Annotated in this window: 26 protein-coding genes; 22 read left to right on the top strand and 4 right to left on the bottom strand. The window is 47.1% G+C overall.

The window, feature by feature from the left end:
* The 3 genes from putP to hflX all read left to right on the top strand — a co-directional run bounded on the left by putP (position 1) and on the right by hflX (position 3,545).
* Entirely contained in the window at positions 1-1,482 is a 1,482-nt protein-coding gene (gene putP / locus NIT04_RS16395; RefSeq protein WP_252504596.1) for a sodium/proline symporter PutP, read from the top strand.
* Positions 1,483-1,563: 81 nt separating this feature from the next.
* A complete protein-coding gene (locus NIT04_RS16390) occupies positions 1,564-2,250 on the top strand; it encodes a VOC family protein (RefSeq protein ID WP_252504595.1) in 687 nt (228 codons plus the stop codon).
* 23 nt (positions 2,251-2,273) lie between these two features.
* Positions 2,274-3,545 carry a GTPase HflX gene (gene hflX / locus NIT04_RS16385; protein ID WP_252504594.1) on the top strand — a complete coding sequence of 424 codons (1,272 nt, stop codon included), beginning with the start codon at positions 2,274-2,276 and terminating at the stop codon, positions 3,543-3,545.
* A 111-nt stretch (positions 3,546-3,656) separates the two neighbouring features.
* On the opposite strand, the gene NIT04_RS16380 is transcribed toward hflX, so the two are convergent.
* A complete protein-coding gene (locus NIT04_RS16380) occupies positions 3,657-5,375 on the bottom strand; it encodes an ABC transporter ATP-binding protein (RefSeq protein WP_252504593.1) in 1,719 nt (572 codons plus the stop codon).
* Positions 5,376-5,603: 228 nt separating this feature from the next.
* Here NIT04_RS16380 and NIT04_RS16375 point away from each other — a divergent pair, with 228 nt between their 5' ends.
* From NIT04_RS16375 to NIT04_RS16300, 16 genes are all read left to right on the top strand, one after another.
* Positions 5,604-6,497 carry a DUF6612 family protein gene (locus NIT04_RS16375; protein ID WP_252504592.1) on the top strand — a complete coding sequence of 298 codons (894 nt, stop codon included), beginning with the start codon at positions 5,604-5,606 and terminating at the stop codon, positions 6,495-6,497.
* A 298-nt stretch (positions 6,498-6,795) separates the two neighbouring features.
* Complete coding sequence (locus NIT04_RS16370; RefSeq protein ID WP_252504591.1) at positions 6,796-7,746, top strand: ABC transporter permease; 951 nt, start codon at positions 6,796-6,798, stop codon at positions 7,744-7,746.
* Entirely contained in the window at positions 7,739-8,689 is a 951-nt protein-coding gene (locus NIT04_RS16365; protein ID WP_252504590.1) for an iron chelate uptake ABC transporter family permease subunit, read from the top strand. Before NIT04_RS16370 ends, NIT04_RS16365 begins: the two co-directional genes overlap by 8 nt.
* Positions 8,686-9,447 (top strand): ABC transporter ATP-binding protein, encoded by a 762-nt coding sequence (locus NIT04_RS16360; RefSeq protein ID WP_252504589.1) that lies wholly within the window; start codon positions 8,686-8,688, stop codon positions 9,445-9,447. Before NIT04_RS16365 ends, NIT04_RS16360 begins: the two co-directional genes overlap by 4 nt.
* Before the next feature lie 18 nt (positions 9,448-9,465).
* Positions 9,466-10,422: a siderophore ABC transporter substrate-binding protein gene (locus NIT04_RS16355; protein ID WP_252504588.1), complete on the top strand. Its 957-nt coding sequence runs from the start codon at positions 9,466-9,468 to the stop codon at positions 10,420-10,422.
* 81 nt (positions 10,423-10,503) lie between these two features.
* Positions 10,504-11,490, top strand: a complete 987-nt coding sequence (locus NIT04_RS16350) for a FapA family protein (protein ID WP_252504587.1) — start codon at positions 10,504-10,506, stop codon at positions 11,488-11,490.
* A gap of 148 nt (positions 11,491-11,638) precedes the next feature.
* Complete coding sequence (locus NIT04_RS16345; protein ID WP_252505132.1) at positions 11,639-12,781, top strand: MFS transporter; 1,143 nt, start codon at positions 11,639-11,641, stop codon at positions 12,779-12,781.
* A 190-nt stretch (positions 12,782-12,971) separates the two neighbouring features.
* Positions 12,972-13,319, top strand: a complete 348-nt coding sequence (locus NIT04_RS16340) for a DUF6054 family protein (RefSeq protein WP_252504586.1) — start codon at positions 12,972-12,974, stop codon at positions 13,317-13,319.
* The gene (locus tag NIT04_RS16335) at positions 13,267-14,265 is read left to right on the top strand and encodes a phosphotransferase enzyme family protein (protein ID WP_252504585.1); all 999 of its coding nucleotides are present in this window, start codon (positions 13,267-13,269) and stop codon (positions 14,263-14,265) included. Before NIT04_RS16340 ends, NIT04_RS16335 begins: the two co-directional genes overlap by 53 nt.
* 14 nt (positions 14,266-14,279) lie before the next feature.
* Entirely contained in the window at positions 14,280-14,933 is a 654-nt protein-coding gene (locus NIT04_RS16330; RefSeq protein ID WP_252504584.1) for a uracil-DNA glycosylase, read from the top strand.
* On the top strand, positions 14,926-15,444 hold the full coding sequence (locus NIT04_RS16325) for an adenylate kinase (protein WP_252504583.1): 519 nt from the start codon (positions 14,926-14,928) through the stop codon (positions 15,442-15,444). Before NIT04_RS16330 ends, NIT04_RS16325 begins: the two co-directional genes overlap by 8 nt.
* A 178-nt stretch (positions 15,445-15,622) precedes the next feature.
* Complete coding sequence (locus NIT04_RS16320) at positions 15,623-17,356, top strand: ABC transporter ATP-binding protein (RefSeq protein ID WP_252504582.1); 1,734 nt, start codon at positions 15,623-15,625, stop codon at positions 17,354-17,356.
* An 81-nt stretch (positions 17,357-17,437) separates the two neighbouring features.
* Positions 17,438-17,650 carry a hypothetical protein gene (locus tag NIT04_RS16315; RefSeq protein ID WP_252504581.1) on the top strand — a complete coding sequence of 71 codons (213 nt, stop codon included), beginning with the start codon at positions 17,438-17,440 and terminating at the stop codon, positions 17,648-17,650.
* Between the two features lie 32 nt (positions 17,651-17,682).
* Complete coding sequence (locus tag NIT04_RS16310) at positions 17,683-18,276, top strand: DNA-3-methyladenine glycosylase (protein ID WP_252504580.1); 594 nt, start codon at positions 17,683-17,685, stop codon at positions 18,274-18,276.
* Between the two features lie 64 nt (positions 18,277-18,340).
* Positions 18,341-18,856: a type 1 glutamine amidotransferase domain-containing protein gene (locus NIT04_RS16305; RefSeq protein ID WP_252504579.1), complete on the top strand. Its 516-nt coding sequence runs from the start codon at positions 18,341-18,343 to the stop codon at positions 18,854-18,856.
* A gap of 196 nt (positions 18,857-19,052) precedes the next feature.
* Positions 19,053-20,108 carry a hypothetical protein gene (locus NIT04_RS16300; protein WP_252504578.1) on the top strand — a complete coding sequence of 352 codons (1,056 nt, stop codon included), beginning with the start codon at positions 19,053-19,055 and terminating at the stop codon, positions 20,106-20,108.
* Between the two features lie 57 nt (positions 20,109-20,165).
* Here the strand turns inward: NIT04_RS16300 and hmpA are convergent, their stop codons facing one another.
* A complete protein-coding gene (hmpA, locus tag NIT04_RS16295; RefSeq protein WP_252504577.1) occupies positions 20,166-21,353 on the bottom strand; it encodes an NO-inducible flavohemoprotein in 1,188 nt (395 codons plus the stop codon).
* A 164-nt stretch (positions 21,354-21,517) separates the two neighbouring features.
* Between hmpA and NIT04_RS16290 the strand changes: the two genes are divergently transcribed.
* Together NIT04_RS16290 and NIT04_RS16285 are read left to right on the top strand one after the other, a co-directional pair.
* Positions 21,518-21,961, top strand: coding sequence for an Rrf2 family transcriptional regulator (locus tag NIT04_RS16290; RefSeq protein WP_252504576.1), 444 nt, complete (start codon positions 21,518-21,520; stop codon positions 21,959-21,961).
* Between the two features lie 36 nt (positions 21,962-21,997).
* On the top strand, positions 21,998-22,924 hold the full coding sequence (locus NIT04_RS16285) for a manganese-dependent inorganic pyrophosphatase (RefSeq protein WP_252504575.1): 927 nt from the start codon (positions 21,998-22,000) through the stop codon (positions 22,922-22,924).
* 58 nt (positions 22,925-22,982) lie between these two features.
* On the opposite strand, the gene NIT04_RS16280 is transcribed toward NIT04_RS16285, so the two are convergent.
* Together NIT04_RS16280 and NIT04_RS16275 are read right to left on the bottom strand one after the other, a co-directional pair.
* Entirely contained in the window at positions 22,983-23,768 is a 786-nt protein-coding gene (locus NIT04_RS16280) for an AAA family ATPase (protein WP_252504574.1), read from the bottom strand.
* A 46-nt stretch (positions 23,769-23,814) separates the two neighbouring features.
* Positions 23,815-25,191, bottom strand: a complete 1,377-nt coding sequence (locus NIT04_RS16275) for an FAD-dependent oxidoreductase (RefSeq protein ID WP_252504573.1) — start codon at positions 25,189-25,191, stop codon at positions 23,815-23,817.
* A gap of 103 nt (positions 25,192-25,294) precedes the next feature.
* Here NIT04_RS16275 and NIT04_RS16270 point away from each other — a divergent pair, with 103 nt between their 5' ends.
* The gene (locus tag NIT04_RS16270) at positions 25,295-25,936 is read left to right on the top strand and encodes a DsbA family protein (RefSeq protein WP_252504572.1); all 642 of its coding nucleotides are present in this window, start codon (positions 25,295-25,297) and stop codon (positions 25,934-25,936) included.
* Positions 25,937-26,233 lie beyond the last annotated feature (297 nt).

Raw genomic sequence — 26,233 nt, 5'->3', positions numbered from 1 at the left:
ATGTCTAGTGATTTCTATCAATTAATTGCTATCGTTGTCTATATGGTATCCATGCTTTTCATCGGCTGGTACGCCTATAGGAAAACAACGAATTTGAATGATTACATGCTTGGTGGTCGATCGCTTGGACCTGCAGTCACTGCACTGAGTGCTGGCGCAGCAGATATGTCGGGGTGGCTGCTAATGGGACTCCCGGGAGCCATTTATGCAGTCGGGCTGACGGAAGCTTGGATTGCCATCGGTTTGACAGTAGGTGCGTATTTGAACTGGCTTTTCGTTGCGCCAAGACTTCGCGTGTATACGCAAGTATCAAGCGACTCGATTACGATTCCAAGTTATTTGGAAAGCCGGCTGAAAGATAAGTCGCGACTTCTGCGAATTGCTTCAGGTATCATCATCCTTGTTTTCTTCACATTCTATGTCTCTTCAGGTATGGTAGCCGGCGGCAAGTTCTTCATGAGTTCATTCGGACTTGATTATCATTCCGGAATGCTGATCGTTTCGGCAGTCGTTGTCGCGTATACGCTTTTCGGAGGATTTTTGGCCGTCAGTTATACCGATTTCGTTCAAGGTCTTACGATGTTCTTTGCTTTATTATTAGTGCCAATCATCGGCTTGACATTAACAGGCGGTTTCGCAGAAACGGCTGCAAGCATCCGTGAAGTGAATCCCGACATGCTTAGTCTTGTGAAGGGGGCCACTGTAGCAGGTGTCATTTCTTCCGTTGCTTGGGGTCTTGGCTATTTCGGACAACCGCATATTATCGTCCGTTTCATGGCGATTAAGTCGGTGAAGGAAACGAAAAGCGCACGCCGGATTGGGATTGGCTGGATGGCGCTGAGTTTGTTTGGTGCGATTGCCACTGCACTTGTAGGCATCGCTTATTACCAGCAAAACGCAGCCGAGCTTGTTGATGAGGAAACGGTATTTATTGCATTAGGGCAGATTATTTTCCACCCATTCATCGCTGGTATCATGCTTGCAGCAGTACTTGCCGCTATTATGAGTACAATCTCTTCCCAGTTGATCGTCACTTCTTCGGCGCTGATTGAAGACTTGTACAAGGCAATTATTAAGTCCGATGCAACAGATAAGCGATATGTGTTCCTCGGCAGGATGGCGGTTCTCGTTGTTTCATTAGTTGCAATGGCGCTTGCTTGGCCGAACAATGAATCGATCTTGAAGCTCGTATCATTTGCATGGGCGGGCTTCGGAGGCGCTTTTGGACCGATCATCTTGCTATCGCTTTATTGGCGCAAGCTGACAGCAACTGGCGCATTATGGGGAATGGTGGCAGGTGCGATCACTGTCGGAATTTGGGGTACTGTCGACGCGCTGTCGGATGCTCTTTATGAAATCGTGCCAGGCTTCCTTATCTGTCTAGCCGTGACATATTTCGTCAGCTTAATGACGTACCGTCCGAACGCGGAAATCGACAAGGAATTCTATGACGCAATGGTCTTATTGAAAAAAGAAAAGTAATGGAACCGACCTCCTGCATATGTTGCGGAGGTCGTTTTTTATTGGATATGGTAATCTATTCATAAGAGGGGGATGTATCAGATGAAGCTTGATCATGTTGTTTATTTCACATCGAAAAGCCCTGCCGAGATTGTTGAAGAGCAAAGGAATGAAGGCAACCAAACAATCATTGGAGGCAGGCATGAAAAATGGGGGACATATAATGCGTTGATGTATGTGAAAAATGCATACGTCGAATGGCTATCCGTCGAACGCCCCGAGATTGCGGAGCAAGTGGACCATCCGTTGACCCGTTTGCTGCTGCATGATTTGAAGGATAAGGCTGGATGGGGGACAATATGTTTATCCGTATCCAATATTGAGCAATTTAATGAGGATATTATAAACAAAGGGTTTGAGACGTCCGGCGTGATGGATGCAGAGCGTCGGACAGCTGGTGGAGAGCTAAGGAAGTGGAAGATGCTATTTGTCGATCAGCCGGTTTCCGATGAGCTGCCGCATCCGTTTTTCATCGAGTGGGAAACACCCGAGGAGATTAGACTCGAGCAGTTGCGCGCAGAAGGGGCCTTGACCGAAGAGAATGAAAAACTGGAGATCCGGGAGTGCGTGTTTGGCGTGGAAGATCCTTTGCGAGACATCGGAGAATGGGCAGTCCTGCTTTCGCAGAAGGTCGGGAATTCGAATGATATTAAAATCGGGAATGTCCTACTTCGATTCATCCAACAAGAAGGCGGGAAGGATCGATTGCAAGAAGTTATCATCCGGTAGAACGGTATGAAAGGGGATTACTTATGGAGATTTTAGTGGAATATGCGGTTCTTGTCGGAGTGCAGGAACAGAACGATGAGCATTTTGAATATGAAATGGAAGAATTGAAGAATTTGGCGGAAGCCATTGATGTGAATGTTGTTGGAACAGTGACGCAGAATTTGGAGCGCAGGCATTCGACGACTTATGTTGGAAAAGGGAAGATTGCAGAAATAAAGCGGTTTTACGAGGAAACGGATGCAAATTTGATCATTTTCAATGATGAGCTTTCCCCTTCTCAAATCCGCAACTTGGAGATGGAGCTTCAAGTGAAGGTCATTGACCGGACGATGCTTATCCTCGATATTTTTGCGAGACGTGCTCGGACACATGAAGCACGGATGCAAGTTGAGTTGGCCCAGCTCCAATATACGCTTCCTCGACTCGTTGGGTTGCGTGCCTCTTTGAGCAGGCAAGGGGGCGGAACGGGCGGAGGCTTCCAAAACAAGGGGGCCGGGGAGACGAAGCTTGAGCTCGATCGCCGGAAAATCGAAGACCAGATCTCGAAGCTACGGAGGGATCTAGAGCATGTACGTGACCGTCGCGAGACACAGCGAAAGCAAAGGAAGAAAAGCGGCATCCCGGTCGTCTCGATTGTCGGCTATACGAATGCCGGCAAATCGACGTTGATGAATGGGTTGCTCCGGAAAATGGACGATGAACATGCAAAGCAAGTATATGAAGAAAATATGCTTTTTGCGACGCTCGATACTTCGGTGCGCCATTTGAAGCTTCCCGACAATAAGGAGTTCCTTCTGACGGATACGGTCGGCTTCGTTTCGAAGCTGCCCCATCATCTGATTAAGGCATTCCGCTCCACGTTGGAAGAGGCGCGCGGAGCCGATCTCCTTCTGCATGTCGTCGACGTGTCAAATCCCGAATACCGCTACATGATGGAAGTGACGAATGAGACGTTGCAGGACGTCGGTGTCGAAAATATTACAACCATCAATGTCTACAATAAAGCTGACCTCGCAGGAGTCCCTTATCCAAGAGAGAACACGGATAGCGTCTGGATTTCAGCAAAAGAGGCGGAAGGATTGGACGAACTGTTAGATTTGATTAAGAAAAAGATCTTTGAACAATACATCACTTGTAAATTGCTCGTTCCGTTCGATCGCGGAGATGTCGTGTCCTATTTGAATGACAAGGCGAATGTGAAGAAGACGGAATATGAGGAAGAGGGCACGCTGATGACCGTCGAAATGGATGGCTCCGAAAGGGAGAAGTTCGAGGAGTTTATTATAAGTCATTAATAAAAATAACAAATGAAAAAACTGCACCGCGACTCGAAAGTCGGCGGTGCAGTTTTTATCTATAAAGAGAAAGGGGGTGGGATGTTACTAGTATCCCCGATTCTCATAATGTTAAACCTCTTGGAATTGAATATTATGCAAGCGGGCAAAAATGCCGCCCTTCCTCACTAACTCATCGTATTTCCCATCTTCCGCAATTCCGTCTTCCGTAACGACAATGACCCGGTCTGCATCCCGGATTGTCGCCAATCGGTGTGCAATGACGAGAGTTGTCCGGTTTTCAGCCAACTCGTTCAATGATTGCTGGATGATCCGCTCCGTTTCCGTATCCAAAGCGGACGTCGCTTCATCCAAAATGAGGATCGGAGGATTTTTCAGGAACATGCGCGCAATCGCTAGCCGTTGCTTCTGGCCGCCTGATAATTTCAAACCACGTTCACCGATTTGCGTCTCGTAGCCGTCAGGAAGTGAAGCGATGAACTCCTCCAAATGCGCCTTTTGAGCGGCAACTATCACTTCTTCATCGGTTGCATCCAAATTTCCGTACGCGATGTTTTCCTTAATCGTCCCTGTGAATAAAAAGACGTCTTGCTGCACAATTCCGATCTGTGAACGCAAAGATTGCTGCGTCATGTTGCGAATATCGATGCCGTCAATTGAAATTGCGCCTGAATCGACATCGTAAAACCGTGGAATAAGAGAACAAATCGTTGTCTTTCCAGCACCGGATGGACCGACAAATGCAATCGTCTCACCGGATTTTATCGATAAGTCGATGCCGCTCAATACGTTTTTATTATCATCGTATTGGAAATGAACGTCATCGAATAGGATGTCCCCATTTAAATGACTGACAGCCATCGCACCCGGCCGATCTTTAATTTCAGGCTCTTGTTCAATCAAATCGCGAAATCTGCGGAAGCCTGCCATCCCCTTCGGATACAATTCAAGCAATGCACTAATTTTATCGACAGGCTTAATAAGAACATTGACGAAAAGAATGAATGCGACAAGCTCCCCTGGCTTCAGGCTGCCATTGTATGTGAACCATGCGCCGACTACAAGGACGATCAACGTTACAAGCCTCGTCATCATATACATGCTCGAATGCGTCCACGCCATGACCTTATAGGCGACGAGCTTCGCTAGTCTGAAACTGCCGTTGTCTTTTTTGAATCGCGAAATTTCGAAGTCCTCATTCGTGAACGATTTGACAACCCGCGCACCAGACACCGAATCTTCGACCCGTGCATTGACGTCAGCGATTTTCCCATACATGTTCTGCCACGCTGCATTCATTTTAATGTTGCAAAATGTCACGAGTACAACGAGAAGTGGCACCATGCAGATTGCAATGAGGGCTAGTTCGGGATTAATGGAGAACATGAGAATGAAAGCCCCAATCATCGTCATTACCGCAATGAAAGCATCTTCAGGTCCGTGGTGGGCAAGCTCTCCGATGTCGAACAAGTCATTTGTGATCCGGCTCATAATATGGCCTGTTTTTGTATTGTCGAAGAATCGGAAAGACTGGCGATGGACATGATTGAACAGCTCCTGTCTCATATCCGTCTCGATATTGATGCCGAGCTTATGCCCTAAATAACTGACGATGTATTGAAGGAATGTACTTAGCAAGTAGACCAGCAATAATAGGGCACTCGTCGTAACGATCATCCCCCAATCCTTGGAAGGCAACAATGTGTCGATGAACCATTGGACGGCCATCGGAAACGCCAGCTCGAGCAGTGCGACGAATATCGCGCTCGAAAAGTCGATGATGAAAAGCCTCTTATGCGGCTTATAATAAGAAAAGAATTTTTTCAGCATAGTATGATGTCCTTTCTGTTATCTCCGCTATTATAGCGGAATTCATTGCAAAGGGACATGGTAAGCCTCAGAAGTAAAAAGTTATTGCGGGTGAGGAAAGGCATAGAGGATTCTTGTGGTAGGAAAGATTCAAATTATAGGAATTTCCCAAAATGGTGGAACCCTTTTCCTTTTATGCCGTATGATTAGATGTAGCATATAGAGAAACAAAGAGAGGAAGATAAACTCATGAAAAAATGGTTAAAGGGTCTCGGTGTCGGTGTTCTAGCACTAGGTTTGGCTGCTTGTGGGTCTGCCGCAGAGCCGAAAAAAGATGCAGAAACCGGTGAAGAGGTAGAACTTGAAAACAAGAGTGAAATGACGGCGCAAGAAGTATATAGCAAAGCGATGGAAGTGTCAGCAGAGCAAAAGAGCATGCACGCGGTTATGGATATCAATCAAAAAATCTCGATTCCAAGTCAAGAACTTGAAATGAAATCGAAAATCAAAATGGACATGGATATTATCGTCGAGCCATTGGCGATGCACCAAAACATGAAGATGGACATGGGTGAACATGGCAAAGCAGATTTGGAAATGTACATGAGCGAATCAGGTTTCTTTATGAATGACCCTCAATCCGGTCAATGGATTAAGATGCCTAAAGATATGTATGATGACATGATGGCGGAAATGGGCGGCGAAACAGATCCTACATTGGATATGAAGATGTTCAATGAATTCAAAGATGATTTCAAATTCGAACAAACAGACGATGAGTACATTTTGACGCTATCTGCTTCTGGCGACAAATTCAGCGGTCTTATGAAAGAATTGATGGGTTCGGCTCTTCCTTCGGATTTGGAAATGACTGAGGAAGATGCTGAGATGTTGAAAAATATGGACGTGAAAAGCCTTGAAGTTGTTATGTACATCGACAAGGAAACGTTCTACACGAATGCATTCGATTTAGACATGGATATGACGATGAAAATCGAAGAGGAAGAAATGCGCATCGTTCAAAAGATGAAATCTGTCCTTACGAAAATTAACGAGATTGATGAGATCGTCGTTCCTCAAGAAGTAATCGACGAAGCGGTCGATTTGGAAGAAATGATGCAACAAGGTCAAGATCAAGAGTAAGATACGCAAGCGGCCTGTAACAGTTGAAAGTAGCTGTTACGGGTCGTTTTTTGTTGTCACTCGAAGAAATCAACGGTGTAAACCCGTTAAAATTCTGCCACAATTGTACTTACCCGCACGATTCCTACTTGTTCAAAGCTATCCATCAACCCCTTCTCAACTAACTGATAATCATTTTCAATTATCAGTTGACACTCAATTCATAACTGCTATAATTGGATTTGCGGCTAATTGATAATCGTTTTCACTTGTGAGATTCTCAGTTAGAGCAAATATTCGATATCGGAGTTCTTTCTTCATGAAGAAACGTTATTTGTTCATTGCACTACTATTACTCTCATTCCTCTCGTTATTCGTTGGGGTGAGCTCAATTAAACCGCTGGACCTCCTCGATTTTGGATCGGAGGAAACGGAGATTTTCCTGATTAGCCGCGTGCCGAGACTTGTGGCGATCTTACTCGCAGGGGCAGGGATGAGCATTGCAGGTCTGATCATGCAGCAACTGAGCCGGAACAAATTCGTTTCGCCGACAACTGCGGGGACATTGGATGCCACCCGGTTAGGCATTTTAGTGTCGATGTTATTGTTCACCAATGCATCGACAATCGAGAAGATGATTGTGGCATTCGCCTTCGCGCTAGCAGGGACGTTGCTGTTCATGCAGATCCTCGATCGGATCAAGTTCAAGGATGCGATTTTCATTCCGCTCGTCGGGCTCATGTTCGGAAACATCTTGTCATCGATCACGACGTTCTTCGCGTATAAGTCAAACGTCATCCAAAACATGTCCGCTTGGCTGCAAGGCGACTTTTCGATGATCATGAAAGGTCGGTATGAGCTCCTATACATAAGCATCCCTGTGCTAATCATCACGTATTTGTACGCGAATCGCTTTACGGTCGCCGGTATGGGTGAGGATTTCTCGAAAAACTTGGGCCTAGCGTATAAGCGGATTGTCAATATCGGCCTCATCTTGGTGGCTCTTGTTACGACGACTGTCATTTTGACGGTCGGGATGATTCCGTTCCTCGGGTTAATCATTCCGAACATCGTATCGATTTTCCACGGAGATCATTTGAAGAAGACATTGCCGCACACCGCCTTGTTAGGTGCGATCTTCCTCCTGTTTTGTGATATTTTGGGCAGAGTTCTCATCTACCCTTATGAGATTTCTATTAGTCTGATGGTCGGCGTCATCGGAAGCGGTATTTTCCTCTACTTGCTGTTTAGGAGGAAGGCGTATGCGTGATTCTACTAAATTGATCATCTTATCTGTATTGGCAGCTCTATTCTGTACTTTGTATTTATTCCACGATTTGAATGGAAGTTTTGACTATGCACTTCCTCGCCGAAGCATCAAAGTGATTGCGATGGCATTGACTGGAGTCGCAATTGCGTATTCGACGGTCATATTCCAAACGATTACGCATAATCGAATCTTGACGCCAAGCATTATGGGTTTGGATTCCTTGTACTTGTTGCTTCAGACGGCGGTCATATTCTTCCTAGGCTCAGACCATATTACGATTGTAAACCGACATGTTAATTTCATTTTATCCGTTTCCACAATGATCGTTTTCGCGCTCATTTTGTATCGGTTCCTCTTTAAGAGGGGCGGTCAGCCGATTTACTTCCTGTTGCTTGTCGGAATTATCGTCGGCACGTTTTTCGGAAGCATATCGACGTTCCTGCAAGTTCTCATCGACCCGAATGAATTTTTACGGGTGCAGGATAAGATGTTCGCAAGCTTCAACAATGTGAGCGGGGAATTGGTTTGGTGGGCACTCGGAATTGTCGCTCTCACATTTATAATCGGTTGGAAATCATTCAATGATCTCGACGTGCTGACGCTTGGCAGGGACACGGCAATCAATCTTGGTGTTTCATATGACCGGGTCGTCAAGTTGATGTTAGTCATATCTGCGATTTTGATTTCCGTATCGACGGCACTCGTCGGCCCGATTACATTCTTTGGTTTGATCGTTGCAAATTTAGCCTATCAATTTTTCAAAACATATAAGCATTCGGTTCTCATTGCGGGCGCATCCGTCATGAGCATCATCGCACTTGTCGGGGGACAATGGGTCGTGGAACGCGTCTTCACGTTCTCGACGACGCTAAGTGTCATTATCAATTTTGTCGGCGGTGTATATTTCATCTACTTACTATTAAAGGAGAGTCGATCCACATGATCCAAGTCCGTGAGTTGTCAAAGTTCTATGGAAAAAAAGCGGTCGTTGAAAAGGTGAACGTCAATATCCATCGTGGAAAGATCACTTCATTCATCGGCCCGAACGGTGCGGGTAAGTCGACGCTGCTTTCAATGGTAAGCCGCCTGCTTGATGCCGACACTGGCGAAGTGCTAGTGGATGATGACCATGTTCATAAGATGAAGTCCAATGAATTTTCTAAGCGCGTCTCCATTCTCAAGCAATCCAATTTCATGAATGTTCGTCTGACAGTCCGTGAATTGGTTTCATTCGGACGATTCCCATATTCCAGAGGGAAGCTCAATGCGGAAGATCTGCGGATCATCGAGCAGGCGATGGAGTATATGGGCTTGATGGAAATGCAGCATGATTATATGGATGAACTGTCGGGCGGACAACGCCAGCGGGCATTCATCGCAATGGTCATTGCCCAGGATACAGATTATATCCTGTTGGATGAACCGTTGAATAACTTGGATATGAAACATTCTGTTCAGATTATGAAGATTTTGCGAAGATTGGTCGATGATCTCGGAAAGACTGTCGTCATTGTCCTTCACGATATTAACTTCGCGTCCGTCTACTCCGACCGCATCGTCGCATTGAAAAATGGCCGTGTCGTCAAGGATGGACCGACGAATGATATTATCAATTCGGATGCATTGAAAGAAATTTACGATATGGATATTCCGATTAAGCAAATGAATAATTGCCGGATTTGTGTGTATTTTAACTCTTAAAACAAAAGGATGGTATGAATGAAGAAACTTACAATGACGCTACTGTTGGCAGCTCTTATGATTGTACTTGCGGCATGTGGCACAAAAGAGAAAGAAGCAGGGAAAACATCAGGTTCTGACACAAACGAAGCGAGCGAAACGATTTCCATCGAGCATGAGTTGAGCGATACGGCTGTAGAAGTACCGAAAAACCCTGAGAAAGTCGTCGTATTCGACTTCGGTACGCTTGACACAATGGATGCTCTCGGAATTGAAGTGGCAGGATTGCCAAGAGCGAACGTGCCGGGATATCTTTCAAAATACGATGATGATAAATATGTGAACCTTGGAAGCTTGAAAGAGCCGGATTTTGAAGCGCTCCACGCAATGAAGCCTGACGTAATCTTCATTTCATCCCGCCAAGCCGATCTTTACGAGCAATTCGCAGAAATTGCTCCGACAATTTACGTTGGCCTGGACTATGCGCATTATATGGATTCATTTAAACAGAATGCTGAAATGATCGGGGACATCTTCGGCAAGGAAGACGAAGTGAAGTCCGAGCTTGCTGATATTGATGGGAAAATCGCTGATATTCATGAAAAAGCATCCTCCGCAGGTTCAAAAGCGCTCGTCGTACTTGCAAGCGAAGGCAAAGTGAGTGCATACGGCCCGAATTCACGATTCGGATTGGTCCACGACGTATTGGGCTATAAAGCAGCAGATGAGAAGATCGAAATCTCCACACATGGCCAAAACATTACGTTTGAATACATCGTTGAGAAAAACCCTGACGTCCTATTCGTCATCGACCGTGACGCCGCAATCGGCAATGGCGCGAGCGCGAAAGACTCGGTGGAAAACGATCTTGTGAAAAAGACAGAAGCGTATAAAAACAATAAAATCGTCTACTTGAACGGTGAGTACTGGTACCTGTCTGGCGGCGGATTGCTGTCCATGAAAGAGATGATTGAAGAGGTTGAAGCTGCACTATAATCAAAAGGTCTGTTCACTTATTGGGTGAACAGGCCTTTTTTTGCTATGATGAAAAATAATAAGACTCGAGGTGATAAACGTATGGTAAAGTCCGTGACGGTGAAGGCTCAGATGGTCAATGAATTCTTTCATGACGGAAATGTCGACGTGAGAAGTGGGAATATTCAATTCGACGGTGATGTCCGCATCGGGCAGGACGTTGAAAACTCGATGTTCGTCGAGGCGGCAGGAAAGGTTTTCATTCACGGGGCTGTACGGAAAGCGACCATTGAGGCGGGGACATCCGCCATCATCGAAGGGAACGTCCTCTCATCCACTATATCGGTCGGAATGCAGGAAATGTTGGAAGAAAAGCTGGCGGAGCAATTGAGCGGAATCCTTTCCTATTTGGAGAGAATTAACGAAACGATCCTTCAAATCATCCAAATAAGGGGCGTGCAGCCGGAAGAAGTCGACGCCAGTGAATTGAAAGAACTAGTACGGGTTACTCTAAGAGAGGAATACTTGGATTTTCAATATGAAAACAGCGAGTTCATTCAAAAAGCGAAAGAACATTCCGCCGGCTTATCGCCTGAATGGGAGCCGGTCATCGAGAAATTGTATAACGTCTTTACGGACACATCGATGACGGTCGTCAAGAACGCGGAGGAGTTTTCAACGCTTCTGAAAGAGGCCCACGCGCTAGTCGAGCAATATTCGGCAAGGGAATGCGGAAATTCTTTGCTGAAGCTTCCATACGCCATCAACAGTACTCTGTCATGCAACGGAAACATTGAAGTGACGGATTCCGGTCTACACAATTGTTCCGTCACTGCAAAAAAGCAAGTGTTCATCGAAGGCTGCTGCCGTGGCGGCGTCATTGTCGGCAGTGAAAAGGTGTCCATACAAGAGACGGGATCCAAAAAAGGCGTGAAGACAGTCATCAAGACGGATGGGGAAGGGACAATTACAATTGGTCTCGCCCGCTGCGGTACGGAAATTTGGATCGGAGACGCGGTCCATCGTATTGACACGGATACATTAGGGGTTCATGCACGGGTGATTGACGGGAAATTGCTTATTAAGTAAAAAAAGTTCTTGTGATAATCGGTTGCCCGGGAGTATAATGACAAGTGTCAAGACACCAAATCATACAACGAAGGGCAGACTGAATGTGAACAAACAAACAGGCGGAATTTCCCGCAATAAATTACTCGCAATTTCCGGGACAGGCTGGATGTTCGATGCGATGGATGTCGGCATCCTATCGTTTGTCATTGCAGCCATCTCGGTCGAATGGCATTTGTCCACGACAGAAATGGGCTGGATCGGGAGCATGAACTCGATCGGCATGGCAATCGGGGCTTTCGGCTTCGGTTTGCTCGCGGATCGGATCGGAAGGAAAAATGTATTCATGATTACGCTTGTGCTCTTTTCATTGGCGAGCGGATTATCGGCGCTGACGACGACGTTGACCGTCTTCCTCATTTTGCGATTCTTCGTAGGGGCGGGTCTCGGAGGGGAGCTTCCGGTCGCTTCGACGCTTGTATCGGAAAGCGTATCCGCTAAAGAGCGCGGACGCGTCGTCGTCTTATTGGAAAGCTTCTGGGCGGCAGGTTGGCTCATCGCAGCATTGCTGGCATACTTCATCATCCCGGAATACGGGTGGAGGGTTGCGCTCATCCTGACAGCACTCCCTGCTTTTTACGCCATCTACTTACGACGGAACTTGCCCGATTCCCCGAAATTCGAAAGGGAAGGGGAGCCGAAGCAATCCTTCGGTGAAAAGTTGAAGCTTATTTGGTCCAAGCCATACGCGCGCAGGACAACGATGCTTTGGATCGTCTGGTTCACTGTCGTATTCTCCTATTATGGAATGTTCCTCTGGCTGCCGAGCGTCATGGTCATGAAAGGGTTTGACATGATCCACAGCTTCAAATACGTGCTCATAATGACACTGGCGCAATTGCCGGGCTACTTCACGGCTGCCTGGCTCATTGAGAGGGCAGGGCGAAAGTTCGTGCTTGCAACATACTTGATTGGAACAGCGGCGAGTGCGCTTATGTTCGGGAATGCTGAATCGCTTACCATGCTTCTCATATTCGGTGCTTTCCTTTCATTCTTCAACTTAGGGGCATGGGGGGCGCTATACGCCTATTCGCCGGAGCAATACCCGACTGCCGTCCGGGCGACCGGCTCAGGCATGGCGGCAGCAGCCGGCAGAATCGGTGGCATCTTCGGCCCGATGCTCGTTGGCTCTCTGTTAACCGCAGGCTACGGCTTCGGCCTCATTTTCGCGATCTTCTGCGGCGCCATCATCATCGGCGTCCTGGCGGTTCTGTTCCTCGGGACCGAAACAAAGCAATTGGAATTGGAATAAACGAAAGGACTGCTACTCGGCAGTCCTTTTTTGTATGGATGGAATGGAAGACTGATGTTTGCGCCTTCCGCGTCCAAAGAACGGCAATCCGCGCCCGAAGACCGCCTCTCCTCTCTCGGAAATTTCAACAAATTGAAACTTCCATTCGGTTCCATACGTATTTAGACGTATATAGAGAGGGGATGTTGGTATGTCTATCAAAAATTTCAACGTGTCAATTTCGCCAAGTGAAGCAGCGTCTATCATTCAATCGGAAATCATCCGGGGGAGCATTAGTGGTACGTTAGTGGATCATTATAGGAGGACAGCCGGTTCGTCGGAAGTCCATGTATTGATTATGGAGAAGTACTATATGCGCTCGAATAATCGTGCGTCGGTCACTGCAACAATCGATGATTTCGAAGGAGCAACGCGCGTCCATGTCGTCGCGGCGGGCAGCTCGGAGGGCGTTTTCTTCCGCTTCGATTGGGGAGCGGGCAATAATTTTGCGACAAGCGTGGAACGGGCATTGGAGCAATACATCGTTGGAGGCGGATGAATTGATTCGCACAGTCATGCAACACTATTTTACAGAGCCTGTTACACGGCACAAAATTTTGAGGGACAGAGATAGAATTGTTGCAGAAGTTGAAGTGGGCGAAAACACATATTTTCTAAAAGGGGAAAAGCAGCCTGCTTCATTTATTGAGAAAGTCATCGAATTTACAATCATTATGAGCAAGGCGGGATTGCCGTTCATAGTACCCGAAAATACGATGAAGGGAAATCGATGCGTTGAGCATGAAGGTTTGCTGTTTATTCTCGAAAGACAAGGGCATGGGGAGGAGATTAAACGTCTCCGACTGTCACATATTAGAGAGATTGGAAAATTGCTCGGCAAACAGCATGCCATCTCTTCAACAACAGATTTCCGCTTCGGAACAGGAACGAGTTGGGGCATGTTCGGCGGGAATGAAACCGATGCGCTTGGTGATTATGATGAAAATGAATTAAGCTATTTGGACTTCGTTCAAAACGTTGAAGGACAGGAAACGTTTAGGATGGAGCTAGCCACGGTAAAAGAACTGTATCAAAGTAGAAGATCATATTTGAAAGAAGTGTGGAGTTCGCTTCCGGCAGGGCCTGTTCAAGGGGATTTATGTCCTTATAATCTTTTATTCCAACAAGATAAAATTTCCGCCGTTTTTGATTACGACATCGCGGGGGATGAAGTCCTGCTTAATGAGTGCATAGGCGTTGCTGTTTTCTTGGCATGGCATTATGACTTCGAAGGACAAGAAACTCCAGAAGAGCGATACGAAGCATACATAGACGCTTATACATTAGAAAGACCATTGTCTGATCACGAAAAGGAGATGATCCCTCACCTATTCGCAATCATCCGCGCATTTCGATATGATCGGATAGAAGATGGAATTAACAAGATTAAACAAGGGGACGGCAAAGCGTTTATGGATGAAACAATCTATTTACTGCAAGGCTGAAAGGGAGTGTGTCGATGTTTCGGATACCAGAATCGATTGCGGATATTGGCAAGGAACGGATCAAAGGATTTCCTGTGGAGGGGTTTGTCTACGGGGAGGGTCCGCAAAAGCCTGAACTGATGCTGATCGGCGAAGCGCCGGGGGAATTCGAGATTGTGGACGGCATCCCATTCATCGGCAGGGCCGGCAAGGAATTGATGAAGTCGCTCGATTCGATCGGTTTGACGCGTGAGGACGTCTATATTACGAGTGCGGTGCGCAGCCGGCCGTTTCGATGGGGCGAAAAGCGGGAGAGGGACGGCACGATGACGAAGCGGAAGTACAATCGGCCGCCGACAATGAAAGAGATATTAGCCCATGCACCGGTGCTCGATTATGAGCTGGCGAATATTGAGCCGAAGCTGATTGTGGCGCTCGGTAATGTCGGGTTGCAGAGGCTGCTCGGCAAAGATGCGAAAGTGACGGAGCTGCACGGTCAATTGCTGGAGCGGCCGGTCCGGTTTCTCCCCGATCTGGATGCCACTACGTATGAGTGGACGAGCCGTTTGTACCGGATTGTGCCCACTTTCCATCCGGCAGCTGTCTTTTATCGACCGTCCCACCGACCTGACTTGGAGGCGGACTGGCTGAAGATAGGGCAGTTTTTGGAGGATGTGCGGAATGAGTGAAAAACGATTTCAGCGGATTCTTGTAATCGGATGCAGCGGCGCAGGAAAATCGACGTTATCAATCAAGCTTGCGGAACGACTGCGATTGCCGGTCCTTCACTTGGACGCCCTTTTCTGGAATGAAGGATGGGTGCCGACCCCTAAGCCCGAATTTTTGGAAAAACTTCAGAGCGAACTTGAAAAGCCCGCATGGATCATCGATGGAAATTTCAACTCCACGATTGAGATGCGGGCTCAATATGCTGATCTCGTCATCTTCCTCGACTTCCCGAACTGGCTATGCCTCTCCAGGGTTTTCAAGCGCAGATGGATGTATCGGGGGAAGACGCGGCCTGATATGGCGGAAGGCTGCCTGGAGAAAGTCGATTGGGAATTTGTGAAGTTCATATGGACGTATCCGAAGAAGAAGCGTCCGGGTGTTTTGCAGATGCTTCAGCGGAGTGAGGCGGAAGTGGTTATTTTGAGGTCGCCGCGGGAAGTGGAAAAATGGATATGTACTCTAATTAGATAGATAAGGCTGGTAGTCTTTATCGTTTATGCGCATTTGTACGCGTTTATGAGCTTTTAGAAGGATTTATGCGTAAGTATTTCTTATTATGAGTGATTGGAACGATTTATGCGTTTGTAGAGACATTTATGCGCGTTTGGACAAGTTTATGCGTATTTGGGGAAGAGAAGAAGGTGAGTGGATGGAAAGTGAATTGAAAACGAAGGGATCGATGAAGGAATTCATCGGTTTATTGCGCCAGCTGAAGTGGCCGAAGGGGAAGACGGCGATTGCTCTCGTTCTTGCTTTATTTTCGACAGCGGCGAGCTTGGCGGTTCCGTTAGTGACGAGGGAACTCGTCGATTCATTGACAACGGCATCATTTGATTGGAAAACGGCAGTGTTCCTATTTACTGTTTTCATTTTGCAGGCTGTGTTGGGTGGCGTTTCGTATTATTTACTCGCGTTCATCGGTGAAACGATTGTTGCAGATTTGCGAAGCAAAATATGGGGCAAGGTGCTGCGGCTTCCTGTAGCCTATTACGATGAGAATGAAACCGGTGAAACGATGAGCCGGATCACCCAGGATACGACGATGCTGAAGCAATTGGTATCGGACCATCTCGTGTCGTTCATTACGGGTATCATTTCAATTATCGGAGCAGTTGCGATCCTGTTGTATTTGGATTGGAAGATGACACTGATCATGTTGATCAGCATTCCTGTCAGCATGGCGATCATTTTTCCGCTCGGCAGGATCATGCATAAAATTGCGAAGGCGACCCAAGGGGAGATGGCAAAATTCTCGGGTCATCTCGGCCGGGTGCTTGGCGATATCCGGTTAGTGAAGGCGTACCGGGCAGAGCCGAATGAAGGGGCGAGAGGTGATAAGGCGATACAATCGCTGTTTTTATTCGGATTGAAGGAAGCGAGGATCCAGGCGATCATTTCGCCGGTCATGACGCTTGTGATGATGAGCATTTTGGTCGTCATATTAGGCTACGGCGGTGCGCAAGTTTCGAAAGGTGTGTTGTCTGCGGGAACGCTAGTCGCAATCATCTTTCTCATGTTCCAGATCATTATTCCGTTTGCGCAGATGGCACAAGTATTTACGATTTTCCAGAAGGCGGTCGGTGCGACTGAGCGGATCCAGCAGATTTTAAGCATGGACAGCGAGCGGGCAGAAGGCGTCGCTATTGTGCCGGATGGAAGTATTCAGTTCGAATCAGTTAGCTTCTCATATGAGAGTGGAAAGCAGGTTTTGGAAGGGATTTCATTCCAGGCGAAACCCGGAACGGTCACCGCGTTTGTCGGACCGAGCGGCGGAGGGAAGACGACGATCTTCTCTTTGATCGAACGCTTTTATTTGCCGACGGCGGGTGTCATTTCGATAGGTGGCACGCTGATTGCGGATATCGCCTTGTCCGATTGGCGGAAACGGATCGGTTATGTGTCGCAGGAAAGTCCGTTGTTGAGTGGAACGATCTTGGATAATATTGCGTACGGTTTAGAGGAGCGCCCATCACTCGAGGAAGTGCGGAAGGCTGCGGAGGCGGCGAATGCACTCCGGTTCATCGAAGAGATGGCGGATGGCTTTGAAACGCTTGTAGGCGAGAGGGGAATGAAGCTATCGGGCGGCCAACGACAACGGATTGCGATTGCGAGGGCGTTATTGCATGATCCGGAAATTCTATTGCTGGACGAAGCGACTTCAAATTTGGACAGCGGGTCAGAAACACATGTTCAAGAGGCGCTTCAACGGCTCATGGAAGGACGTACGACGCTCATCATCGCGCATCGGTTGTCGACGGTGATCGACGCGGACCAGCTCATCTTTGTAGAAGCAGGACGCATTACGGGGATTGGCACGCATGACGAATTAATTAAGTCCCATTCGCTCTATAAGGAGTTTGCGGAAGGGCAAGGATTGTCGTGACGGTATCATAGTTGTAGGTTTAAAGGATAAGATAAATATGAAGAAAGAAACTTTCTAGAAATAAGTCGGAGGAAAATTGAAATGGCAGCCAAGAAATCGCTGGCGGATTATCAAAGAGAATATGAGGAAATCATCTTTGCAGACCGACCAAAGAGAGATATGCTGCTGGTCGGATTAATGAGGGAGATGGAGAAGCAATTCAAAATCCCCAAGCCGAAAAATATAGAGTGGGAAAAAAAGAACCCAGAAATCTCGGCGATGTACAGGAAATTAGTGATTACAAAATCGCTGTAAAGCGTGAAAATCACCACGGATGGAGGATTCGAATGTACGAGCCAATTGATAAATCGTTTTTTGAACCGCATGTGTTGGACCTTGCGCGGAATCTTATCGGACAACATATTGTGCATGAACATCCGGATGGGGTGATTGTAGCAAGGATTGTGGAGACGGAAGCATATCATGGACCTGAGGATCGTGCAGCCCACAGTTTCGGGAACCGGCGGACGAAACGGACGGACATCATGTTTGGTGCGCCAGGGCTTGTATATACGTATCAAATGCACACACATACGTTGATGAATGTCGTCAGCGGCCCGATTGGAACGCCGCATGCTGTCCTCATCCGCGCGGCAGAACCGGTTGAAGGGCTCGAGCTCATGCGGGACAACCGCGGTCCGCATTTGAAGATGAAGGATTGGACGAATGGGCCAGGGAAGCTGTCGAAAGCGCTCGGTGTGACGATGAAGTATTATGGACATCATTGGGCGGACGAGCCGCTATTCATTGCCGAAGGGCCAGGGGCAAGCGAAATCGAAACGGGTCCCCGTGTAGGGATCGGGAATTCGGGTGAAGCCGTCCATTATCCATGGAGATTTTTTGAAAAGGATAATCCTTATGTCTCAAAGTACCGCCCTTAAGTTTAGTAGCCCTACAGTGTGGAATAGTAATAAGGCTACGATAATTGAAAGGGCGGATGATTGAATGGCTAGAATTGCTACAGTTATCACGAATCTATTCGAAGACTCGGAGTACACGGAACCGGCGAAGGCGTTCGAGGAAGCGGGACATGAAGTCGTCGCTATCGAGAAGGAAGCCGGCAAGGAAGTGAAGGGCAAGCAAGGGGAGTCTACGGTCAAGATTGACGTCGGGATCGCAGATGCCTCGGCTGACGACTTCGATGCTCTGTTCATCCCGGGAGGCTTTTCGCCGGATCAGCTGCGGGCGGATGACCGATTCGTCCAATTCACGAAAAAGTTCATGGATGATAAAAAGCCGGTTTTCGCCATTTGCCATGGACCTCAGCTGTTGCTGACGGCGAAGACTTTGGAAGGCCGCGATGCGACTGGTTATAAGTCCATTAAAGTCGATATGGAATATGCAGGTGCCAACTATGCGGATCAAGAGGTCGTCGTTTGCCAGAATCAATTGGTGACGAGCCGGACGCCAGACGACTTGCCGGCGTTCATCCGCGAGTCGAAAAAATTACTGGAAAAATGATGAAACAGGGTCGTTCCCTAATAGGGACGGCTCTTTTTTTGTTCATTTACGAATGTAAAAATAAAGAAAAAATATTATGTTGAAATGAAGTGAATAGCATGTTAAATTGAAACGGGACAAGTTAATTCACGTTGAAAATTCGGATTATTTAGTAGATGACCGGTTTTTTTCGGGGACACCAAGGGGGAAAAACAGCATGAAAAAAATTATAAAAATGGGAAGCGCTTTCATTGGAATTATCGTCGGTGCCGGCTTCGCTTCCGGGCAGGAGATTTTGCAGTATTTCACAAGCTTCGGAATGATGGGGATTGCTGCTGCAATTGTCTCCACTGCTTTATTCGCATACATCGGCATGGTGTTGACGAGGCTCGGCAGCCGGTTGCGTACGACATCACATAAGGAAGTCATTTATAAGATCAGCGGACGTTACTTAGGAACAATCATTGACTATATCATTATTTTTACATTATTTGGAGTGGGTACCGTCATGGTGGCGGGAGCCGGTTCAAATCTAGAGCAACAATTTGGCGTCCCTCCATTCGTCGGAAGCCTGCTCATGGTTGTACTTGTGTTCATTACAATCCTATTGAATGTTGATAAAGTTGTAGCCGTTATCGGTAGTATTACTCCATTTCTCATTATTGCGGTCGTCGGAGTTTCGATCTATTGCTTAGTGACGATGGATACGTCGTTTGCGGTGCTTGATCCGATCGCGAATGATGTGAAGACGACATTGCCGAACTGGTTTATGTCTGCAGTGAACTACGTATCGTTTAATATTGCGGTTGGCGCATCCATGTCATTGGTAATGGGCGGAGCGGAGAAGGATGAAAGGACAGCTGCGCTTGGTGGATTGGTCGGCGGTTTAGGTTTGGGGATTCTAATTTTGCTAAGCCATTTGGCAATCTTCTCCAAAGTGGATGTCGTCGCGGATTCGAATTTGCCGATGCTGGCAATCATTAATGATATCTCTCCAGCCCTTGCGACATTTATGGCTTTTGTATTGTACGGAATGATTTTCAATACGGCTGTCAGCATGTTCTATGCATTTGGCGCCCGTTTCGTGAAGATTGGAACGAGAAACTTCAAGATGTTTGTGTTGATTACTTTACTGATCGGATTTGCGCTAAGCTTCTTAGGGTTCAAAAACCTTGTCGCTCATTTCTATCCATTGATCGGTTATTTAGGATTACTACTTTCAGGTATTTTGATTGTTTCCTCATTCAGATTGCCTGAGAAGGTTAAACGATAAGAATGACAACAGTAAAAACGCGGCTCCCGTTAGAGGGAACCGCGTTTTTTTATTGTATTAAGCGTGTTGCAGTTCTAGCTCTTCCTTCGGTCCGAAGAATTCGAAATGAATTTTTTCTTCTGGGAATCCGATTTGGTGCAATGCGGAGATGACTGCTTGCATAAATGGAGTCGGTCCGCAGACGTACACGTCGCTGCCTTCCGCTATATGTTTCGCAAGGAATTCACTGTTGATGAACCCGTCGCCTTCTTCGGAATAAAGCACTTCGTATGTTGAATTTGGAAGTGAATTGGTCATGCTGCGTAAAACTTCGTCAAATGCCTGGTGCTTGCGCGTACGTGCTGAATGAAGGAATGCAACAGGACGTTCTGGTGTAGTATTTGCAATTGTTTCGTACATCGCCATCATCGGTGTAATGCCGACACCTCCGCTGATCAATGCGACAGGTGAAGTGCTTTCCGTATCTAAATAGAAATCTCCTGCCGGTGCACTTACTTCGATTTTATCGGCAATGTTCACGTTTCGATGAAGGTGGACGGAAGCCTTGCCGTTCGGAACACATTCATCTTCCCGTTTGACCGAAATCCGGAATGTGTCTTTTCCTGGAGCTTGGGACAAGCTGTATTGGCGATTCAACATATACTCGTCGCCAGGGATCTGGAAGCGTACTGTAATGTATTGGCCAGGTTTGTACATAGGCAGCTTTTCGCCGTCCGCCGGTTTCAAGTAGAAGGATGTAATAACGTCGCTTTCCGGGACTTTGTCGACGATGACGAATTCCTTAAATGTTCTCCAGCCGCCTTCAGCATCTTCGGCTTTGTCGTACATATCCTGCTCAATGCCGATGAATGCGTCGGCGATGACTCCGTATGCTTCACCCCAAGCTGCGATGATCTCAGGAGTTGCCGCGTCACCAAGCACTTCTTTGATCGCTCCAAGGAGATGATAGCCAACGATCGGATAATGTTCTTTTTCAATGCCTAATGAACGGTGTTTATGGGCAATTTGGACAACTGCCGGGATGATGGCTCCTAGATTGTCGATGTTTGCCGCTGCTGCGTAGACCGCATTGGCAAGTGCTGTTTGCTGACGGCCTTTCGATTGGTTTGCATGGTTAAAAATATTCAAAAGCTCTGGATGAGCGGCGAACATATTTTTATAAAAGACTGAAGTAATTGTTTTACCATGTTGTTCTAGAACTGGAACTGTCGATTTTACAATATCAATTGTTTTTTGGGATAGCATAAGGTGCACAACCTTTCTTCTTTTGTTAATTCCACTATAAACGATTATTTTCGTTAAAGATATATTTTAAATACATCTTTAATGTTGATGTAAAATTTTAGACACATTTCTTTCACGATACTGACATAATCGCTTATAATAGGGTGGTGAATGGCGGTGGGATTATGCGGTTAACATTATATACAGATTTTTCATTGCGTGTGCTCATGTATTTAGGCACAAAGGAAGCCGGAGAGCTTTCGACCATCCAGGAAATTTCGGATCGATACCAAATCTCCAAAAACCATCTGACGAAAGTCGTCCATGAATTAGGGAAGATGGGACTTATCGAAACGGTGCGCGGCCGTGGAGGCGGTATTCGCCTAAACGTGAAGCCCGAAGAAATAAATGTAGGAGAGCTCATACGGAAAACGGAGGATGATTTTTACCTCGTCGAATGTTTCCGTGAAGATGGCAATCAATGTATCCTTTCGTCTGCATGCAGGTTGAAAGGTGCATTGCATGAAGCGCTTGCCGCATATTTGGCGGTGCTGGACAAGTATACGATTGCAGATTTTCTAGTAAACAAAGAAGAGCTTGCTGCAATTTTGTTCAGCAAACCTTTGTGATAGAATAACAAGGAATAGACATGTAGGAGGATTACGATGGGAAAAGTATTAGTATTTGGACATAAAAACCCTGACACCGATTCGATTACGTCGGCGATCAGCTATGCTTATTTGAAACAACAGCTTGGAATGGACGCAGAAGCGGTGCGACTCGGTTCCATTTCAGGTGAAACGGCATACGCGCTCGGTCAATTTGGCTTTGAAGCTCCACGATTAATTGAAAAAGCTGCGCCGGAAGCACAGCAAGTCATTCTTGTCGATCATAATGAAAAGCAGCAGAGCGTCGATGATCTGGATGAAGTACAAGTCATCGAAGTTGTAGATCATCACCGGATCGCGAATTTCCAAACGGCGGATCCGCTCTATTATCGCGCGGAACCGGTAGGCTGCACGGCGACAATCCTGAAAAAGCTCTATAAGGAAAATGGCGTCGACATTCCAAAAGACATTGCGGGACTTATGCTTTCTGCAATCATTTCCGATTCACTGCTTTTCAAGTCGCCGACATTCACGGAAGAGGATCGCGCAGCGGCTGAAGAATTGGCTGCAATTGCGGAAGTGGATGCGCAAACATATGGCCTGGAAATGTTGAAGGCTGGCGCAGACTTGAGCGGAAAATCGCTTGAGGAACTCGTCTCGCTTGATGCGAAGGAATTCACGATCGGGGACGCGAAGATTGAAATCGCGCAAGTGAATGCGATTGAAGTCAATGATGTTATGGACCGTCAACCTGAGATTGAAGTTCTATTGAACAGCATCATCGAAGAAAAAGGGTTGGATCTGTTCTTATTTGTCGTAACGGACATCCTGAACAACGATTCGGCTGTCATTGCCCTCGGCACAGCAGCTGAGCGCGCTTGTGCCGCATTCAACGTCCCATTGACGAACAATACGACAGTCTTCAAGGGTGTTGTCTCGAGAAAGAAGCAAATCGTGCCTGTTCTGACAGAAGCATTGAAGTAATAGGTGAGTAAAAATATATAAGAAGCGGAAGGTGAGATAAACTCCCTCCGCTTCTTTTTCATTCAAATAAATGCCGTAAATAACGGTCCGGGGCGTTCAAGAAATCCCGTGTCAGCTGGACGTGGGTCATTTCCTCGAACGTGGAGCGGACAAGCTCGCCATCCTGGATTTCATACAAGTCCGCGTCAGGATAGGCCATGAAGATAGGGGAATGCGTCGAGATGAGGAATTTGGCGCCCTCTTTCGTCATGTCGTGGATCATCGCAAGGAGCGACAATTGGTTTTGTGGCGATAAAGGCGCCTCCGGCTCATCAAGTATGTAAAAGCCGCCGGGGCGGAATCTAGCTTGGAACAAGTCAAAAAAACTTTCGCCATGGGACCTTTTCTCGAGCCCATCCCCGTATAGATTACGCAACTCATGATAGGTTCGAGCGTATGGAAGAATCTCCAGGCTGTAAGGATCGCGCCGTTTGATTTCCTCCGCTTTCGCTCGGGCCTCTTCGCGAATGATCGCAAGACTCCGCGTATACGTAATAAAATCGGAAGCCCTGAAAAAGAAACCATTATTCGTCTTTTCATCCCAGATGAGTTTTAAATCATTTGCAAAATCAAAAGCGGGGGAGAGGGAATGGTCCCTTTCCATATGCTCGCCGCTGATCAGGATGCTGCCTGCCGCAGCCGCAATCCCTTCCAGAAGAGTCGTCTTCCCGCTGCCATTGTCGCCCGCAATGATTGTAACGGGCGATTCAAGGGAAAGAGAATCGAAATTCCGGATAATATCGAGAGTAAACGGGTAACGGTCATCAACTGTTTCCTGCTTCCGTATGATTTTCCGCAAGGACATATGAGTCACTCCTTTTGGACAGTATACTGGAAAACAAGGGAAGCGCCTATCCCAAATCTAATGGCTTCGTTGCAGGGCCTTCAAGGACGGAGCCATCCTTCCGGAAACGGGATCCATGGCAAGGACAGTCCCACGTCTGGTCGGCTTCATTCCAACGCGTCCTGCATCCCATATGTGTACAAATAGGGGAGTTCGTCCTGGAAATATGCCCGCCTGTGAATTCTTTCAGCACAAGCCCTGTATTCTTCAAAGCATGTACGAGAAATGAACCGAAACCTGTGCGGTCAGGTGCATAGAGCGAGGCCGCCTTATTTTGCCGTCCGACAATCTGGTCGCTGATGATCCGGGCACTGACGATTGAGTTGGACAGCCCCCATTTTCTGAATCCCGTGTTCAAGTAGACATAGGGCATGCTCTTCGAAATACAGCCTGCATACGGAATAAGGTCTGGCGTCTGCGGGTCTTGTGCAGACCAGCCGTATTTCATCGCGTCAAGTTGATAGATATTCCTCAATTCGGAGGACAATGTTTCATAATGTACTTGCGTCTCTTTCTCCATCCCTGCCTGATGCCCTTCGCCGGATAAAAGGAAATGCGTTTTTCCGTCGATATAAACCGTCCTTACAGAACGTTTCGGATTATCGACCGAAATATATTGGCCAGTCAAGGGCATGTTAGCCTGCGCGGAAACGATATAGGACCGGCCGACAATCAACTTCAAGATTTGCAATCCTCTGATCGCTTCTATTGGATAATGCGTGCAAAGAACAAGTTCATTGAATTGGATTTCGTGTTCTGACTGCGTATAGAGCAGGCGTTTTTTTAAGTCCATCAAACGCACATCCGTTTTCTCGAAAATGCGGGCTCCTGCTTGCATGGCTAGTTTGGCCAGATGTTGACCGAAGCGGACGGGGTGGATCTGCGTCTCGTCTCTCATTGTCAAGGTCGCTTCCGTTTTCAAAGGAAGCTCGCTATTCCTACCCAACTCTCCTACAATACCAATGTCATCGTACGCTCGCTTTTCATCTTGAAGCAATTCAGTCCCATACTTGGTTTGTGAGAACAGGATGGAATCCGCGTTCCTCAGTTCATCCCCTTCAGCAAAAGACCTTCCGAACAGGACAGCTTCACGGTTCACATCATAATAGGTCCTTGCATTGTCGCGGCCAAACTGTTTGATCAAGTTTGCATAGACGATGTCATGTTGCGCCGTCAATTTTCCTGTTGAATTGCCTGTTGCACCGCACAGGATTTCATCTTTCTCCAGCAGGATGACGTCTTTTCCTTCCTTGGCAAGAAAATAAGCGTTCGCAATTCCGCTCAAGCCTCCGCCGATAATGCAAACATCGCATGATAGATCTTTGTCTAAAGCGGGGTAGGAATCCCGCGGATAAGCGGTCTTTAACCATAGTGAATTGTACATGTTCAGCCCTCCAATTAATCTTCGATAACAATAGCAACAGGCATATTCATTGTTGCCATTTTGAATGAAATCTAAAATGGGAGATGAAAGGTGGTCATGTGTCGTGAAAATTGAAATTTGGTCAGACTATGTTTGCCCGTTTTGTTATATCGGGAAACGAAGATTGGAAGAAGCGCTGAAGGCAACGAACTTGGAAGGCAGCACGGAAGTGGTGTTCAAGGCGTTCCAATTAGATCCGAATACGCCTGTAGGAGCAGGTAGGTCGGTACCGGAAGACCTAGCGAAGAAGTATGGCATGAGCTTGGATGAAGCGAAGAAGATGTTGGACAATGTTGCAGATCAGGCTAAAACAGTCGGACTGAACTTTGATGTCGAAAGCATGACAGGAGCGAACACATTCAATGCGCACCGCCTCGCTAAGCTCGCCGAAGCGGAGGGCAAGGGGGACGCGATCTCGGAGCGCCTATTGCAAGGTCATTTCATAAATGGGGAAGCTGTCGACAATGAAGATACGTTGTTGGCAATTGCCGAGGAGGCTGGCCTGTCTGCAGATCGGGTACAACAAGTACTTCAATCCGATGAATTTGCCGAAGACGTGAAGAGGGACATCGAAGAAGCCGGACAAATCGGAGTAAGAGGCGTGCCGTTCTTCGTCATTAACCGCAAATACGCCATATCGGGGGCTCAGCCAGTCGAGGCTTTCGCTGACGCTTTACGAAAAGTGGCGGAAGAAGAAGGGATTTAACTACAATTAAAGTGTTAGGTACTGAAGGCCAAGGCATCTGAATGGATGACAATTGCGATATTTAATAAATGTTACAGCCCTTCATCTTTAATATGGATAAGCTGTTATACTGCATTGTTTTAAGATATATCCGTTGATTGAAGCGGAAGGCGGCGACTCCAGCGGGAACAGCGCGAGCTGAAAGCCCCGCAGGAACGTAGTGACGAGGAGATTGAGGCCGTGCCCGCGGAAAGCGTCCGCCTGAAGCGAAAGCCGTCACGAAGAACGGCTTTTGCGAGCACAAGCAAAGCGTTGCGA

This window comes from Sporosarcina sp. Marseille-Q4943 (genome assembly GCF_943736995.1).
GTDB lineage: Bacteria > Bacillota > Bacilli > Bacillales_A > Planococcaceae > Sporosarcina.
Note: the sequence above shows the minus strand (reverse complement) of the source record. Positions and strands in the feature narration are given on the sequence as shown.

Excerpts from the sequence above, each read along its gene's own strand:
- putP (WP_252504596.1), top strand. The coding sequence starts at position 1 with ATGTCTAGTGATTTCTATCAATTAATTGCTATCGTTGTCTATATGGTA.
- NIT04_RS16390 (WP_252504595.1), top strand. The coding sequence starts at position 1,564 with ATGAAGCTTGATCATGTTGTTTATTTCACATCGAAAAGCCCTGCCGAG.
- hflX (WP_252504594.1), top strand. The coding sequence starts at position 2,274 with ATGGAGATTTTAGTGGAATATGCGGTTCTTGTCGGAGTGCAGGAACAG.
- NIT04_RS16380 (WP_252504593.1), bottom strand. The coding sequence starts at position 5,375 with ATGCTGAAAAAATTCTTTTCTTATTATAAGCCGCATAAGAGGCTTTTC.
- NIT04_RS16375 (WP_252504592.1), top strand. The coding sequence starts at position 5,604 with ATGAAAAAATGGTTAAAGGGTCTCGGTGTCGGTGTTCTAGCACTAGGT.
- NIT04_RS16370 (WP_252504591.1), top strand. The coding sequence starts at position 6,796 with ATGAAGAAACGTTATTTGTTCATTGCACTACTATTACTCTCATTCCTC.
- NIT04_RS16365 (WP_252504590.1), top strand. The coding sequence starts at position 7,739 with ATGCGTGATTCTACTAAATTGATCATCTTATCTGTATTGGCAGCTCTA.
- NIT04_RS16360 (WP_252504589.1), top strand. The coding sequence starts at position 8,686 with ATGATCCAAGTCCGTGAGTTGTCAAAGTTCTATGGAAAAAAAGCGGTC.
- NIT04_RS16355 (WP_252504588.1), top strand. The coding sequence starts at position 9,466 with ATGAAGAAACTTACAATGACGCTACTGTTGGCAGCTCTTATGATTGTA.
- NIT04_RS16350 (WP_252504587.1), top strand. The coding sequence starts at position 10,504 with ATGGTAAAGTCCGTGACGGTGAAGGCTCAGATGGTCAATGAATTCTTT.
- NIT04_RS16345 (WP_252505132.1), top strand. The coding sequence starts at position 11,639 with ATGTTCGATGCGATGGATGTCGGCATCCTATCGTTTGTCATTGCAGCC.
- NIT04_RS16340 (WP_252504586.1), top strand. The coding sequence starts at position 12,972 with ATGTCTATCAAAAATTTCAACGTGTCAATTTCGCCAAGTGAAGCAGCG.
- NIT04_RS16330 (WP_252504584.1), top strand. The coding sequence starts at position 14,280 with ATGTTTCGGATACCAGAATCGATTGCGGATATTGGCAAGGAACGGATC.
- NIT04_RS16325 (WP_252504583.1), top strand. The coding sequence starts at position 14,926 with ATGAGTGAAAAACGATTTCAGCGGATTCTTGTAATCGGATGCAGCGGC.
- NIT04_RS16320 (WP_252504582.1), top strand. The coding sequence starts at position 15,623 with ATGGAAAGTGAATTGAAAACGAAGGGATCGATGAAGGAATTCATCGGT.
- NIT04_RS16315 (WP_252504581.1), top strand. The coding sequence starts at position 17,438 with ATGGCAGCCAAGAAATCGCTGGCGGATTATCAAAGAGAATATGAGGAA.
- NIT04_RS16310 (WP_252504580.1), top strand. The coding sequence starts at position 17,683 with ATGTACGAGCCAATTGATAAATCGTTTTTTGAACCGCATGTGTTGGAC.
- NIT04_RS16305 (WP_252504579.1), top strand. The coding sequence starts at position 18,341 with ATGGCTAGAATTGCTACAGTTATCACGAATCTATTCGAAGACTCGGAG.
- NIT04_RS16300 (WP_252504578.1), top strand. The coding sequence starts at position 19,053 with ATGAAAAAAATTATAAAAATGGGAAGCGCTTTCATTGGAATTATCGTC.
- hmpA (WP_252504577.1), bottom strand. The coding sequence starts at position 21,353 with ATGCTATCCCAAAAAACAATTGATATTGTAAAATCGACAGTTCCAGTT.
- NIT04_RS16290 (WP_252504576.1), top strand. The coding sequence starts at position 21,518 with ATGCGGTTAACATTATATACAGATTTTTCATTGCGTGTGCTCATGTAT.
- NIT04_RS16285 (WP_252504575.1), top strand. The coding sequence starts at position 21,998 with ATGGGAAAAGTATTAGTATTTGGACATAAAAACCCTGACACCGATTCG.
- NIT04_RS16280 (WP_252504574.1), bottom strand. The coding sequence starts at position 23,768 with ATGTCCTTGCGGAAAATCATACGGAAGCAGGAAACAGTTGATGACCGT.
- NIT04_RS16275 (WP_252504573.1), bottom strand. The coding sequence starts at position 25,191 with ATGTACAATTCACTATGGTTAAAGACCGCTTATCCGCGGGATTCCTAC.